Consider the following 13,523-nt stretch of genomic DNA (forward strand, 5'->3'; position numbering starts at 1 on the left):
GCCCGGGGGGCCGCCCCGCGTGGGCGGTGCGCCCCACGGGGCCGTGCCAGGCCCCGGGGGTGTCGGCCCCCGGGGCGGTCGGACGGGGCGGACTCAGCCGCCCAGCTCCTGGTGGCGGGCGGCGTGCGCCGCCGCGCCGGCCTCCGTCAGCGAACCGAACAGCCGCAGGCGGGAGAAGCCGCCGTCCGGGAAGATGTCGATCCGTACGTGCGTGCCGACCGCCGGGGCGTCCAGCACGAAGCGGTGGTTGGTGTCGGGCTGCAGGCGGGTGCGCGGCAGGAACTCCGTCCACTCGCCGTCCTCGCCCGTCTTGACCGACAGTGAGGCCCAGCCGGCCGAGTTGCCCTTGAGGTAGGCGGTGTCGATCTCGACGGCGCGGATCTCGGACTCGGCGACGAGCTGGTAGCGGATCCAGTCGTTGCCGTTGTCGCGGCGGCGGGCGGTCTCCCAGCCGTCGTCCATCTTCCGGGAGCGGCCCGGGTTGATGGTGTTGGTCGGGGGGGAGTAGAAGCGGTTGGACGCGTCCTCGACGGAGCCGCCGTTCTCCAGGGCGACGACGTCGAAGGTGCCCAGCGCGGCGAGCCACTTCGGGTCGGGGCGGACCTCGCCGTAGACGCGCAGGCGGGCCACGCCGCCGTCCGGGTGCTGGTTGAGGCGCAGGTGCGTGAAGCGCTGCTCGGCGTCGACCTCGAAGCCGTTGGCCGCGTGGCCGCCGACGGGGGTGCGCTCGACGAGGGTCGTCCACTTGACGTCCTCGGACAGCAGCTCCTCCGCGGTCGGGGAGCCCTCGACGGAGGCGCCCTGGACCGACACGGCCTGGGGCATGTTGCCGCGGAAGTGGGCGGTGTCGACGACGATGCCGCGGATGACGCCGGGGGCGCCGAGGCGGATCAGGGCGTAGTCGTGGTCCTCGGCGGTCGGCCAGGGCTGCTCGGCGGACACGCCGCGGCGGCGGCGGGTCTCCCAGCCGTCCATGACCTTGCCCTTGTGCCCGAAGTGCTCGGGGTCGAAGTGCGGGGCCTCGTGGATGAGCAGGTTCTCGCGCTCGGCGAAGAACTCGTCGTTGGCGGCGATGACACCGGCGCCCAGCTCACGGGCCGCGAGGTTCGCGTACTGGGTGAAGGGGAACTCCGCGGTGCGGTAGTCCGCGTACGGGTCGCCGCCCCCGTACGGGTTCGCGTTACCGGTGAAGGAAGCCAATCCAGTCGAACGCTGTGCCACTGTCAGTTCTGCCTTTCAAGGAGGAGGCCCGTGGGCTCGGTCGGGGTGCCGTGGTCGGCGATCTGTCGCCCGCGCAGCCAGGTGGACTTCACGACGCCGTGCAGGGTCCTGCCCGCGTACGCCGTGACCGGGTTGCGGTGGTGCAGGTGGGCCGGGTCCACGGTGAAGGTCTCTTCGGGGGCCAGGACCGCGAAGTCGGCGTCACGGCCGGCCTCGATGGCGCCCTTGGCCGCCAGGCCCGCCAGCGCGGCGGGGGCGGTGGACATCCAGCGCGCGACCTCTTCGAGGGTGCGGCCGCGCTTGCGGGCCTCGGTCCAGATGGCGGGGAGGCCCAGCTGGAGGGAGGAGATGCCGCCCCACGCGGTGGCGAAGTCGCCGGTCTTCAGGTCCGCGGTGGAGGGCGAGTGGTCGGAGACGATGCAGTCGATGGTGCCGTCGGCCAGCGCGTCCCACAGCAGGTCCTGGTTGGCGGCCTCGCGGATGGGCGGGCAGCACTTGAACTCGGTGGCGCCGTCCGGGACTTCCTCGGCCGTGAGGGTGAGGAAGTGCGGGCAGGACTCGACGGTGACGGCCACGCCCTCGGCCTTGGCCGCGGCGATCAGCGGCAGCGCGGAGGCGGAGGAGAGGTGCAGGACGTGCACGCGGGCGTTCAGCCGCTTCGCCTGGTCGATCAGGTTCTGGATCGCGGTGTTCTCGGCGTCCTGCGGGCGGGAGGCCAGGAAGTCGGCGTACTTGGGGCCCGGGGTCTGCGGGGCGGACTCCAGGTGGTGCGGGTCCTCGGCGTGCACGATCATCAGGCCGCCGAAGCCGGTGATCTCGGCGAGGGAGGTGGCCAGCTGCTCCTGGTCCAGCTGCGGGAACTCGTCCACGCCGGAGGGCGACAGGAAGCACTTGAAGCCGAAGACGCCGGCGTCGTGCAGCGGGCGCAGGTCCTTGACGTTGTCCGGGAGCGCACCGCCCCAGAAGCCGACGTCCACGTGCGCCTTCGTCCGGGCGACCTCCTGCTTGACGCGGAGGTTGTCGACCGTGGTGGTCGGCGGGAGGGAGTTCAGCGGCATGTCGAGGATGGTGGTGATACCACCGGCGGCGGCGGCGCGGGTGGCCGTCCAGAAGCCCTCCCACTCGGTGCGGCCGGGGTCGTTCACGTGGACGTGCGTGTCCACCAGGCCGGGGAGCAGGACGTCGTCGCCGAAGTCCTCGAGCCGGGCTCCGGCCGGTACCTCGGCGTCGTGCGCCAGCACGGCCGTGATCTTCCCGCCGGCGACGGCCACCGAGGCGGCGCGCGTCCCCTCGGGGGTGATGACGCGCGTCGAGCGCAGTACCAGTTCCACAGCCACGTCGGCCACCGGAACCTCCCCATCTACTTCCACAGAGCGAAATTCAACGTTCTGTTGACGGAGTCTTCACCCCGATCCGGGGCCAGTCAAGAGCGCCCGGAGGGACTGTCGGCACGTTCGCGCCCCAATTGGATGTTTCCACAGGATGGAATTAGGATTTCGCTATCCAGAATGTAGCTACCACCACCGGTAGCGGGCGGGTAACTTTCCGAGGACGTCCACCACCCGGACAAACCACCTCTGACCGGCGAGGACGGCGAGGCCCCGGCTCTAGGGCCGACGCCGACCGACCGGTAGGCTGCTTCCTTGCCTGCCAGCACCGAAAGGACCGCGCCGTGCCGACGTCCAGCGCCAGCACCACCGACGCTTCCGCCAAGCCCACCGCCGGCGGCGGTGGCGTCCAGTCCCTCGAGCGCGCCTTCGATCTGCTCGAACGCATGGCCGATGCCGGTGGTGAGGTCGGACTCAGCGAACTCTCGGCCGCCAGCGGCCTGCCGCTGCCGACCATCCACCGCCTGATGCGCACCCTCGTCGCGTGCGGGTACGTCCGCCAGCAGCCCAACCGACGTTACTCCCTCGGGCCCCGGCTCATCCGCCTCGGCGAGTCCGCGTCGCGGCTGCTGGGCACCTGGGCCCGCCCCTACCTGGCCCGCCTCGTCGAGGAGACCGGGGAGACGGCGAACATGGCCCTGCTCGACGGCGACGAGATCGTCTACGTCGCCCAGGTGCCGTCCAAGCACTCCATGCGCATGTTCACGGAGGTCGGCCGCCGGGTGCTGCCGCACTCCACCGGCGTGGGCAAGGCGCTGCTCGCCCACACCCCCGCCGACGAGGTCCGCGCCCTCCTGGCGCGCACCGGCATGCCCGCCGCGACCGAGAAGACCATCACCACGCCCGAGGGGTTCCTGGACGCCCTGGAGCAGGTCCGCAAGGTGGGCTACGCGGTCGACGACAACGAGCAGGAGATAGGAGTCCGCTGCCTCGCCGTGTCGGTGCCCGACTCGCCGACCGCCGCCGCGATCTCCATCTCCGGCCCGGCCGGCCGGGTGACCCAGGCGGTCGCCGAGTCCTTCGTGCCGATCCTCCAGGGCGTGGCCGCCGAGCTGTCGGTCGCGTTGCAGAGCCAGAGCCCGGCGTAGGCCCCTAAGGCGCGCACGCGCGTACGAGAGCCCCGGCGCCCCTCCCCCTGTGGGGGGCGCCGGGGCTCTCGCGTGTGCGGGCCCGCGGACGCGCGCTCAGGCCGCCGGGACGGACGCGGAGGAGGGTTCGGCGGGCCGCGGCCCGGAGGTGAGGCGGCCGTCGGCCATGGTCGCCGTACGGTCCACCCGGTCCAGGTGGGCACGGTCGTGGGTGACCAGCACCGTGGCCGTGGAGCGCTCGCGGGTGAGGGTGACCAGCAGGTCGAGGACCGCCGCGCCCCGCTCGTGGTCGAGGGCGCTGGTGGGCTCGTCGACCAGCAGCACGGCCGGTTCGTTCATCAGGGCCCGGGCGATGTTGACGCGCTGGCGCTGGCCGCCCGACAGCTGGTGCGGGCGCTTGTCGGCCTTGTCGGCCAGGCCCACCGCTGCCAGCAGTTCCAGGGCGCGGCGGCGCGACTGCCGGGAGGGGCGGCCCGAGAGGTGGGCCATGACCTGGAGCTGCTCGGCGGCGGTCAGCGAGGCCAGCAGGTTCGGCTGCTGGAAGACGATGCCGAGCTCCTCCCGGCGCAGGGCCGACTTCTCGGCGGGGCCCAGCCGGGTGGTGTCCCGGCCGGCGACCACCACCCGGCCGGAGTCCGGGGTGACCAGGGTGGCCGCCACCGCCAGCAGGCTGGACTTCCCCGAGCCCGAGGGCCCGACGATCGCGGTCAGGGAGCCCGCGGGCACCTCCAGCGACACCGCGTCCAGCGCGGTGAGGCGGCCGTCCCCGTCGGGATAGGTGAGGGTGACGTCGTGGACGAGCAGGGTCATCGGGCGCTCCCGAGGGCGGTCAGCGGGTCGACGGCGGTGATCCGCCGGATGGACAGGGCCGCGCCCAGCACCCCGAGGACGATCATGATCGCGGCGGGGACGAGCACGGTGGCGGCGTCGAGGACGAAGGGCACGTCACCGCCGCTGATGAGGGCTCCGGCGCCGGCCGCGAGCGCGGTCCCGGCCCCGGCGCCGATGGTCAGCATCACGACGGCCTGGCCGAGGGCGTCCTTCAGCAGGTACGGGGTGGAGGCCCCCAGGGCCTTCAGCACCGCGATGTCACCGCTGCGCTGGATCGTCCAGACGGTGAAGAACGCCCCTATGACCAGGGCGGAGATGGCGAAGAGGAAGCCGCGCATCAGCTGGAGCGAGCCGTTCTCGGCCTGGTAGGACCCTATGGCGCCCAGGGCCTCGTCCACGGTCCGGGTCTCGGTGCCCGCAGCGCGGTCGCCGGCGGCCCAGTCCGCGTCCCCGGAGCCGTCCAGGGCGATGACGGTGGCGACGGTGTCCGTGGCCGTGCCGGGGTTGCCGACGCGCTGCCAGTCGGCCAGGTCCATCCAGACGACGGGGGTGTGGCTGTAGGCGGCCGTGCCCGAGACGGCGGCGACGGTCGTCTCCAGCGGACCGATCCTGACCTTGGCCCCGGCGGTGAGGCCGCCCAGCTCCCGCGCCGCCTTCTCGGTGAGGACGATCCTCCCCCGGGCGAGGCCCGCCCCGGCGGGTGCGAGCCGGCCGGCCGCCTCGACGCCGAAGACGGAGACGGCGGCGGTGCGCTGCCCCGAGACGGCGTTGGTGGTGCGGATGCCGAGCGGCTGGGCCAGCGCGACCCCGGGCCGCTCGCGCCAGGCCCGCCACGCGCGCTCCGGCAGCTGGGACTGGGTGAAGGAGACCTCCTGGTCCCCGGCGGGCGCCGCGAAGGCCAGCCGTGAGGCGGGCAGCCCGGTGACGGCCGAGACGTTCTCCCGGGCCAGTCCGGAGGTGAGCCCGGACAACAGGCCGACCAGCAGCGTGATCAGTAGGACGACCGAGCCCATGAGGGCGAAGCGGCCCTTGGCGAACCGTAGATCTCTCCATGCGACGAACATGTCCCCCACCTTGGTCTCGGAGGCGGGCCCGGGGCGTCGCGCCACGGTAGACATCCTGCTGTCGAAGGTGGCACGCGGACATCGAACTTTCGATTGACCGGGGTCCCGGGCGGCCCGCTTACGCTGGTCGGACGATGTCTGCCGCTCCGCCTCCCCGCCCCCGCCCCTCCCGCGCCCTGACCCCCGTCTCGCGCGTGCTGGGGCTGTGCCTGCACGCGCTGCTGTTCGGGCTGCTCGCGCTGGCCGCAGCCCGGGCCGCCGCCGGCCCCGCGCCCCGCGCCGGCTGGGTGTACGGCCTCTGCGCCCTGCTGGCCGCCGTGTACGCGGCGGGCGTACGCGCCCCCGCGGTGCGGCGCTCGGCCCGGGCCGCCGGACTGTGGCTGGCCGGGGTGGGCGCGGTGTGGGCCGCGCTGCTCGCCGTCTCCCCCGACGGGCTGTGGATCGCCTTCCCGCTGTACTTCCTGGAGCTGCACCTGCTGCGGCTGCGCTGGGGCGTGGCGGCCGTCGCCGCGACCGCCTGCGCGGCGATCGGCGCCTCCCTCGGACACGGCGGCCTCGCGCACAGCGGCTCCGTCAGTCCGGGCGCCTTCCTCGGGCCGGTGCTGGGCGGGGCGGTGGCCGTCGCCACGGTGCTCGGATACAAGGCGCTGTACCGGGAGAGCGAACGCCGGCGCGAGCTGATCGAGGAGCTCATCGCCACCCGGGCCGAGCTGGCCGCGGCCGAGCGGGGGGCGGGGATCCTGGCGGAGCGGGAGCGGCTGGCACGGGAGATCCACGACACCCTGGCGCAGGGCCTGTCCTCCATCCAGCTGCTGCTGCGGGCCGCCGAGCGGACGCTGCCCGAGGACGCGCCGGCCGCCGGACACATCGCCCGGGCCCGGGAGGCCGCGCAGGAGAACCTCGCCGAGGCACGCCGTTTCGTACGGGCCCTGACGCCCCCGGACCTGGAGCACGGTTCGCTGGCCGGAGCGCTGGAGCGGCTGTGCTCGGGGATCCCGGGCCCGCGGGTGCGGTTCTCCGTCAGCGGCACCCTCCGGGTGCTGCCCACCCCGTACGAGGTGGCCCTGCTGCGGATCGCCCAGTCGGCGCTGGCCAACGTGGTGCGGCACGCACGGGCCGGCCGGGCGGAGATCACCCTGACCTTCATGGACGACTCGGTCACCCTGGACGTGGTCGACGACGGCCGGGGCTTCGTCCCCTCCGGCGCCGCCCCGGGCGAGGGCGGCTTCGGCCTGCCCGCGATGCGCGCGCGGGCCGAGTCGCTGGGCGGGCTGTTCACCGTGGAGTCCGACCCGGGCCAGGGCACCGCCGTGGCCGTCACCCTGCCGCTGCCCGTGGAGGCCCGACCATGACCATCCGGCTCCTGCTCGCCGACGACCACCCCGTGGTCCGGGCCGGACTGCGCGCGGTGCTCGACACGGAGCCGGACTTCGCGGTGGTCGCGGAGGCGGCGACGGCGGAGCGGGCGGTGGAACTGGCCGCCGCCGAAGCGGTGGACGTCGTCCTGATGGACCTCCAGTTCGGGTCCGGCATGCACGGCTCGGCGGCCACGGCGGCGATCACGGCCCGCCCGGGCGCGCCCCGGGTGCTGGTCCTGACCACCTACGACACGGACGCCGACATCCTGGCGGCGGTGGAGGCGGGCGCCTCGGGCTACCTGCTGAAGGACGCCCCGCCGGAGGAGCTGGCGGCGGCGGTCCGCACGGCCGCGGCGGGCCAGTCGGCGCTGGCCCCGGCGGTGGCGCTGCGGCTGATGGACCGGATGCGCACTCCGGCGGAGGCGCTGACGAAGCGGGAGCTGGAAGTGCTCCAGCTGGTCGCGGACGGGCTGTCGAACCAGCAGATCTCCAAGCGGCTCTTCCTCAGCCAGGCCACGGTCAAGTCCCACCTGGTGCACGTCTACGCCAAGCTCGGCGTCGACTCGCGCACCTCCGCCGTCGCCGCGGCCGCCACCCGCCGCCTGATCCGGACGCCGTAGGGGCAGCGGCCGCCCGCGCGGGGCGGGCGGCCGCACGGTTACGCCACCCAGTAGGGCCGCTCCACCCCGGGAGCCAGGGGCACGCCGTCGTGGAAGGCCGCCGCGAGACGGCGTACGGCTTCCTCCAGGCGGTCGGCGGGCAGGGTGTACGGGATCCGCAGGCGGTGCTCGAAGGTGCCCGGGTCGACCCCGAAGCGGGCCCCGCGGCCGATGTGCACTCCGGCGGCGGCCGCCCGTTCGGCGAGGGCCGAGCTGACCGGCTCGCCCAGGTCGACCCAGAGGGAGAGTCCGCCCGGCGGCAGCCGCCAGCTCCACTCGGGCGTGTGCCGTTGGAGGGCGGACACCAGGGCCGCCCGCCGGGTGCGCAGCTGGTCGAGGCGCCCGGGCAGGGACCGGTCCAGGCCCTCCATCAGCGGGAGGGCCACCACCTGGTCGAGCACGGAACCGGTCATGTCCGCGGAGACCCGTACGGCGGTCAGCTCGGCGATCAGCTTGGCGGTGGCCCGGACCCAGCCCACCCGGAGGCCGCCCCAGTGCGTCTTGCTGAGGGAGCCGATGGTGATCACGTGGTCGGCGCCGGCCCTCGGGGCGAGCGAGGCCAGCGGTGCGGGGGCCGGCACGTCCAGCGCGATGTCGGCGATGGTCTCGTCGGCCACCAGCCAGGTACCGGTGGCCCGGGTCGCCGCGAGCAGCCGCAGCCGCTGTTCCTCCGGCATCAGGGCGCCGGTCGGGTTCTGGAAGTCCGGGATCACGTACGCGAGCCGCGGCACGGTCTGGCGCAGCGTGGACTCGGCGATCTCCATGTCCCAGCCGTCGTCGGAGACGGCGATGGACCCGGTGCGCAGGCGGGTGTGACGCAGGGCGTCGAGGGCGTTGGCGTACGTGGGGTTCTCGGTGACGACCCGGTCGCCGGGGCGGCACAGCAGGCTGACGACCAGGGCGAAGGCCTGCTGGGCGCCGGCGGTGACCAGGATCTGCTCGGGGCGGGTGGGCAGCCCGCGCCGGGTGAAGCGGTCCGCGACGGCGGCGCGCAGCTCGGGCAGCCCGAAGGGGTGGTAGCCGGGGGTGCGCGCCAGCCCGGGCAGCCGTGGAGCGGCCCAGGCGAGGGCTTCGGCGAGGGCGTCGGCCGGGGCTCCCATCGCGGCGATGGCGAGGTCGATGCCGGGCTCGCCGTCGGCGCTGTAGCCGCCCGCCCCGAGCAGGTTGTGGGCGCCGACGGGGCCGTGCCCGTCGGGGAGTTCGGTCCAGGTGCCGGAGCCGCGCCGGCTGCGGACGTAGCCGGCTTCGCGCAGGAGGTCGTAGGCGCCGGTGACGGTGGCGCGGCTGGCTCCGACGGCCTCGGCGAGCTCGCGCTCGGCGGGCAGCCGGACGTGCAGGGCGATGCGGCCGTCCAGGATCAGGGTGCGCACCGCTTCGGCGAGGGCCCGGTAGCCGGGGCGGGCCAGCACCTCGGGCGGGAGCAGGGCCGCGAGCTGCCGGCTCCCCATCGTCCTGTCCGCCGTATGGACCACTCGCCCGTTTGCCATGCCAACCTCCCCTGATTGGCTCTGCCTGCCAGGCCAATCAGGGTCCAGACTCGCGGTATTGGCCCCCGATTGGCAAGGAGTCCTCCGCCATGCCGTACGAGTCTCACGATGTGTTCACCGACCGCGACGAGCGGGCCCTGCTGGCCGCCGCCGAGAACCGGATCTGCGAGCCCCTGCGGTTCGGGGCCGCGCTGGCCTCCGTACGGCGGCTGCTGACGGGGCTCCCACCCGTTCGGGGGAAACGGCGGCGAGAATCGCTGTCATGTCAGCAGTCGAACACGTCCCCGAACCCGACCACCGCGCTGCCCCTGTGACCTCCGGCGAGGCTCCGCCGGTCGTCGCCGGCCTGCTCCTGGCCGCCGGCGGCGGCCGCCGGCTCGGCGGGCGGCCCAAGGCCCTGCTCCCCTACCGCGGCCGCCCGCTGGTGGAGAACGCCGTCCGCGTGCTGCGCGAGGCCGGCTGCGGCCCCGTGCACGTGGTGCTCGGGGCCTCGGCCGCCGAGGTGCGCGAGCGCGCCGACCTGGCGGGCTGCGTGGTCGTGGACAACCCGGACTGGGCCGAGGGCATGGGCTCCTCCCTGCGGGTGGGCCTCGCCTCCCTGGCCGGTACGGGGGCCGGCGCGGCCCTGGTGTCGCTGGTGGACCAGCCGGGCATCGGGCCGGCCGCGGTCGCCCGGGTGAGGCGGGCGTACCGCTCCCCGGCGAGCCTGGTGGCAGCGGCGTACGACGGGGAGCGCGGGCATCCGGTGCTGTTCGGCGCGGACCACTGGGCGGACATCGCGGCGACCGCGACCGGCGACCAGGGTGCGCGTGTCCACCTGAAGAACCACGCCGCCGACGTCATGCTGGTGGAGTGCGGGGACGTCGCGGCCGCGTACGACATCGACACCCCGCCGGACCTGGCCCGTCTGGACTGAGCGGGGCGTGACCGCGATGGCACTGAGGGCCACCGGCAAGCGGAATCTGTCGACTCAGAGAATCTCGACATCAACAAACCATTGAACTTCCACCATGAGGAAATTACTATCCACTGGTCAGAAGCGCCCTGAACCCCCAGACGGCGCCCGCGACCGTTACCCGGAACTCTCCACACCCGACGGCACTGCGTGCCGTCTCGCGCGAGCATTCCCCGCGGCCGCCAGGCACCGCCGCTGAAGGAGTGACAGATATGTCCGCACCAGCGCCGTCCCCGCTGGCCATCGTCGACGCCGAGCCCCTGCCCCGGCAGGACGAAGTCCTCACCGAAGCGGCCCTCGCCTTCGTGGCCGAGCTCCACCGGCGGTTCGCCCCCCGCCGCGCGGAGCTCCTCGCCCGACGCGGCGAGCGGCGCGCCGAGATCGCCCGCACCTCCACGCTCGACTTCCTCCCGGACACCGCACAGGTCCGCGAGGGCGACTGGAAGGTCGCGCCGGCCCCGGCCGCCCTGAACGACCGCCGCGTGGAGATCACCGGTCCGACCGACCGCAAGATGACCATCAACGCCCTCAACTCGGGCGCCAAGGTCTGGCTCGCCGACTTCGAGGACGCCTCGGCTCCCACCTGGGAGAACGTCGTCCTCGGCCAGCTCAACCTCATCGACGCCTACGAGCGCCGCATCGACTTCACCGACGCGCGCACCGGCAAGGCGTACGCCCTCAAGGCCGCCGACCAGCTCGCGACCGTCGTCATGCGCCCGCGCGGCTGGCACCTGGAGGAGCGCCACCTCCGCTTCGAGGGCGGCCCGGCCTCCGGCTCCCTCGTGGACTTCGGCCTCTACTTCTTCCACAACGCCCAGCGCCTGATCGACCTCGGCAAGGGCCCGTACTTCTACCTCCCGAAGACGGAGTCGCACCTGGAGGCGCGCCTCTGGAACGACATCTTCGTCTTCGCCCAGGACTACGTCGGCATCCCGCAGGGAACGGTCCGCGCGACCGTCCTCATCGAGACCATCACCGCGGCCTACGAGATGGAAGAGATCCTCTTCGAGCTCAAGGACCACGCGGCCGGGCTGAACGCGGGCCGCTGGGACTACCTGTTCTCCATCGTCAAGAACTTCCGTGACGGCGGCGAGAAGTTCGTCCTGCCGGACCGCAACGCGGTGACGATGACGGCCCCCTTCATGCGCGCGTACACCGAACTGCTCGTCCGCACCTGCCACAAGCGCGGCGCGCACGCCATCGGCGGCATGGCGGCCTTCATCCCGTCCCGCAAGGACGCCGAGGCCAACCGGGTCGCGTTCGAGAAGGTCAAGGCCGACAAGGACCGCGAGGCGAACGACGGCTTCGACGGCTCCTGGGTCGCCCACCCCGACCTGGTCCCGATCGCCATGGCCTCCTTCGACGCGGTGCTCGGCGAGAAGCCGAACCAGAAGGACCGCCTCCGCGAGGACGTCTCGGTGGCCCCCGGCGACCTGATCGCGATCGACTCGCTGGACGCCCGGCCCACCTACGAGGGCCTGCGCAACGCGGTCCAGGTCGGCACCCGCTACATCGAGGCCTGGCTGCGCGGCCTGGGCGCCGTCGGCATCTTCGGCCTCATGGAGGACGCCGCCACGGCGGAGATCTCGCGGTCCCAGATCTGGCAGTGGATCAACGCCGGAGTCGTCTTCGAGAACGGCGAGCGCGCCACCGCCGAACTGACCCGCAAGATCGCCGCCGAGGAGCTCGAGGCGATCCGCGCCGAGGTCGGCGACGAGGCCTTCGCGGCCGGGAAGTGGCAGCAGGCCCACGACCTCCTGCTCCAGGTCTCGCTGGACGCCGACTACGCGGACTTCCTCACCCTGCCCGCGTACGACCAGCTGGTCGGCTGACCTCCCACCACTCCCTTCGGCTGAATCGCACAGCAGCCGAGCACCGACTCCGCCCCCGCCGCCCCCGAGGCGCCGGGGGCGGAGCCGTTTCCGCACGGGCGTGAGCACGTGCGAAGCGGAACGGCGCCGCCCGTCCCTGCCGCCCTGACCTGATCCGGCCTTGACACCCGACCGACCGGTCGGGCGTTACGGCATCGTAATCCGACTGTACCTAGCGGTAACAAGCGGGCGCGTGCCACCTTTCCGATGCCACCGGCGCCGGCGGTACCCCCACTTTCCAAGCCACGCACCGAAGTTGTGCCGACTTCGGCGTGGCCGACCGCAGGAGTTCCGCAGTGATCGGATTCCGAAAGGCCGGCAAGGGCCGGGCCGTCCCACGTCGTGTGCGACGACTGGCCGGCGCCGGATTGGTCCTCCCGCTCGCCGCCGCGCTGCTCGCCGGCGGGGCCGGGACGGCGGTGGCCGGTCCCGGGACGGGGCCCACCGCGGTGGTGTCCATGGGCGACAGCTACATCTCCGGCGAGGCCGGGCGCTGGAAGGGCAACAGCCTGACCAACAGCGGCAGCAGGAACGGCACCGACCGGGCGTGGCTCAGCGGCAGTTCCTACGATCCCGCCAAGGTGTACGGCGCCACCGCGGGCGGCTGCCACCGCTCGGACTCGGCCGAGGTGCTCAGCGCCGGGGCCGTCGCCGAGACGGCGGTGAACCTGGCCTGCTCCGGGGCGACGTCGCAGAACGTCTTCCGCGCCTCCAACGGGGGCGTGGCGTACAAGGGCGAGGCACCGCAGGCCGACCAGCTGGCGGCGGTGGCCGCGAGCCGCAACGTGAAGGTCATCGCGCTGTCCATCGGCGGGAACGACCTCGGCTTCGCCGACATCATCAAGGACTGCGCGTACGACTTCGTCCTGTGGAACTCGTACTGCTACGACGACCAGCAGGCCGGCGTCGACCAGAAGATCGACGCGGTCATGGCCGGCGTCGGCAAGTCGGTCGACGAGATCCGGGCGGTGATGCGCCTGGCCGGGTACGCGGACTCGGCGTACCGCGTCGTGCTGCAGTCCTACCCGTCGCCGATCCCGCGGGGGGCCGAGAACCGGTACACCCAGAGCGACTGGAGCCGCCTCAACACCGGCGGCTGCCCCTTCTGGAACCGGGACTCCGACTGGGCCCGGGACTCCCTGGTCCCGCAGATCGCCAACCGCATCAAGGGCGTCGCGGCGGCCAAGGGCGTGCAGTTCCTGGACCTGCGCGACATGCTCCAGGGCCGTGAGGTGTGCGCGAAGGCCAGCAAGCAGGTGACCTCCGCCGTCCCCGCCTCGGCGGCGACGAGCGAATGGGCGCGCTGGATCGACAACAACGAGACCCAGGGCCTGGTCCAGGAGTCCATGCACCCTAACCACTTCGGGCAGCTGGCCGTCGGCCGCTGCCTCGCCCTGGCCGTGGCCCAGCCCGCGGGCTCGGCCTCCAGCTGCAAGAACACCGCCGGCGGTGACCACACCGGCATGTTCCTGACGGCCGCTCCGTAGAACGGACGAGGACCGCGGGGCGGGCTCGGCGACGAACGGCGCCCCCCCCCCCCCCCCCCCCCCGCGCCGCCCCGCCCCCGAAAACGGGGGGGTCCGGCCCAACAGCCGGCACCA

At 73.5% G+C, this 13,523-nt stretch carries 12 protein-coding genes; 7 read left to right on the forward strand and 5 right to left on the reverse strand.

Annotated elements, in window-relative coordinates:
• Positions 1-93: 93 nt before the first annotated feature.
• Positions 94-1,200, reverse strand: coding sequence for an allantoicase (alc, locus tag AB0D45_RS33505; RefSeq protein ID WP_362466209.1), 1,107 nt, complete (start codon positions 1,198-1,200; stop codon positions 94-96).
• Positions 1,201-1,223: 23 nt separating this feature from the next.
• Positions 1,224-2,567 (reverse strand): allantoinase AllB, encoded by a 1,344-nt coding sequence (gene allB, locus AB0D45_RS33510; RefSeq protein WP_361610168.1) that lies wholly within the window; start codon positions 2,565-2,567, stop codon positions 1,224-1,226.
• A gap of 326 nt (positions 2,568-2,893) precedes the next feature.
• Between allB and AB0D45_RS33515 the strand changes: the two genes are divergently transcribed.
• On the forward strand, positions 2,894-3,697 hold the full coding sequence (locus AB0D45_RS33515; RefSeq protein WP_361610170.1) for an IclR family transcriptional regulator: 804 nt from the start codon (positions 2,894-2,896) through the stop codon (positions 3,695-3,697).
• Positions 3,698-3,793: 96 nt separating this feature from the next.
• Here AB0D45_RS33515 and AB0D45_RS33520 read toward each other — a convergent pair whose 3' ends face one another.
• Complete coding sequence (locus tag AB0D45_RS33520) at positions 3,794-4,507, reverse strand: ABC transporter ATP-binding protein (protein WP_362466213.1); 714 nt, start codon at positions 4,505-4,507, stop codon at positions 3,794-3,796.
• Positions 4,504-5,592: an FtsX-like permease family protein gene (locus tag AB0D45_RS33525; RefSeq protein WP_362466230.1), complete on the reverse strand. Its 1,089-nt coding sequence runs from the start codon at positions 5,590-5,592 to the stop codon at positions 4,504-4,506. Before AB0D45_RS33525 ends, AB0D45_RS33520 begins: the two co-directional genes overlap by 4 nt.
• A 134-nt stretch (positions 5,593-5,726) precedes the next feature.
• On the opposite strand from AB0D45_RS33525, the gene AB0D45_RS33530 reads away from it, so the two are divergent.
• Both AB0D45_RS33530 and AB0D45_RS33535 read left to right on the forward strand, forming a co-directional pair.
• Complete coding sequence (locus tag AB0D45_RS33530) at positions 5,727-6,944, forward strand: sensor histidine kinase (protein ID WP_362466216.1); 1,218 nt, start codon at positions 5,727-5,729, stop codon at positions 6,942-6,944.
• Positions 6,941-7,570, forward strand: coding sequence for a response regulator transcription factor (locus AB0D45_RS33535; protein WP_362466219.1), 630 nt, complete (start codon positions 6,941-6,943; stop codon positions 7,568-7,570). Before AB0D45_RS33530 ends, AB0D45_RS33535 begins: the two co-directional genes overlap by 4 nt.
• Positions 7,571-7,608: 38 nt before the next feature.
• Here AB0D45_RS33535 and AB0D45_RS33540 read toward each other — a convergent pair whose 3' ends face one another.
• Complete coding sequence (locus tag AB0D45_RS33540; RefSeq protein WP_362466221.1) at positions 7,609-9,096, reverse strand: PLP-dependent aminotransferase family protein; 1,488 nt, start codon at positions 9,094-9,096, stop codon at positions 7,609-7,611.
• 89 nt (positions 9,097-9,185) lie between these two features.
• On the opposite strand from AB0D45_RS33540, the gene AB0D45_RS33545 reads away from it, so the two are divergent.
• The 4 genes from AB0D45_RS33545 to AB0D45_RS33560 all read left to right on the forward strand — a co-directional run bounded on the left by AB0D45_RS33545 (position 9,186) and on the right by AB0D45_RS33560 (position 13,409).
• On the forward strand, positions 9,186-9,410 hold the full coding sequence (locus tag AB0D45_RS33545; protein WP_361610469.1) for a hypothetical protein: 225 nt from the start codon (positions 9,186-9,188) through the stop codon (positions 9,408-9,410).
• Entirely contained in the window at positions 9,359-10,012 is a 654-nt protein-coding gene (locus AB0D45_RS33550) for a nucleotidyltransferase family protein (RefSeq protein ID WP_361610467.1), read from the forward strand. Before AB0D45_RS33545 ends, AB0D45_RS33550 begins: the two co-directional genes overlap by 52 nt.
• Positions 10,013-10,263: 251 nt before the next feature.
• Positions 10,264-11,883: a malate synthase A gene (aceB, locus tag AB0D45_RS33555; RefSeq protein WP_362466225.1), complete on the forward strand. Its 1,620-nt coding sequence runs from the start codon at positions 10,264-10,266 to the stop codon at positions 11,881-11,883.
• A 335-nt stretch (positions 11,884-12,218) separates the two neighbouring features.
• Positions 12,219-13,409 (forward strand): GDSL-type esterase/lipase family protein, encoded by a 1,191-nt coding sequence (locus tag AB0D45_RS33560; protein ID WP_362466227.1) that lies wholly within the window; start codon positions 12,219-12,221, stop codon positions 13,407-13,409.
• Positions 13,410-13,523: the final 114 nt, after the last annotated feature.

The sequence above is a fragment of the Streptomyces sp. NPDC048352 genome, assembly GCF_040651895.1.
Taxonomy (GTDB): Bacteria; Actinomycetota; Actinomycetes; order Streptomycetales; family Streptomycetaceae; genus Streptomyces.

What these genes read in the sequence shown, in the direction of transcription:
- AB0D45_RS33525 (WP_362466230.1), bottom strand. Translation starts at nt 5,592, where the DNA reads ATGTTCGTCGCATGGAGAGATCTACGGTTCGCCAAGGGCCGCTTCGCC.
- AB0D45_RS33535 (WP_362466219.1), top strand. Translation starts at nt 6,941, where the DNA reads ATGACCATCCGGCTCCTGCTCGCCGACGACCACCCCGTGGTCCGGGCC.
- AB0D45_RS33540 (WP_362466221.1), bottom strand. Translation starts at nt 9,096, where the DNA reads ATGGCAAACGGGCGAGTGGTCCATACGGCGGACAGGACGATGGGGAGC.
- AB0D45_RS33545 (WP_361610469.1), top strand. Translation starts at nt 9,186, where the DNA reads ATGCCGTACGAGTCTCACGATGTGTTCACCGACCGCGACGAGCGGGCC.
- AB0D45_RS33550 (WP_361610467.1), top strand. Translation starts at nt 9,359, where the DNA reads ATGTCAGCAGTCGAACACGTCCCCGAACCCGACCACCGCGCTGCCCCT.
- AB0D45_RS33520 (WP_362466213.1), bottom strand. Translation starts at nt 4,507, where the DNA reads ATGACCCTGCTCGTCCACGACGTCACCCTCACCTATCCCGACGGGGAC.
- aceB (WP_362466225.1), top strand. Translation starts at nt 10,264, where the DNA reads ATGTCCGCACCAGCGCCGTCCCCGCTGGCCATCGTCGACGCCGAGCCC.
- AB0D45_RS33530 (WP_362466216.1), top strand. Translation starts at nt 5,727, where the DNA reads ATGTCTGCCGCTCCGCCTCCCCGCCCCCGCCCCTCCCGCGCCCTGACC.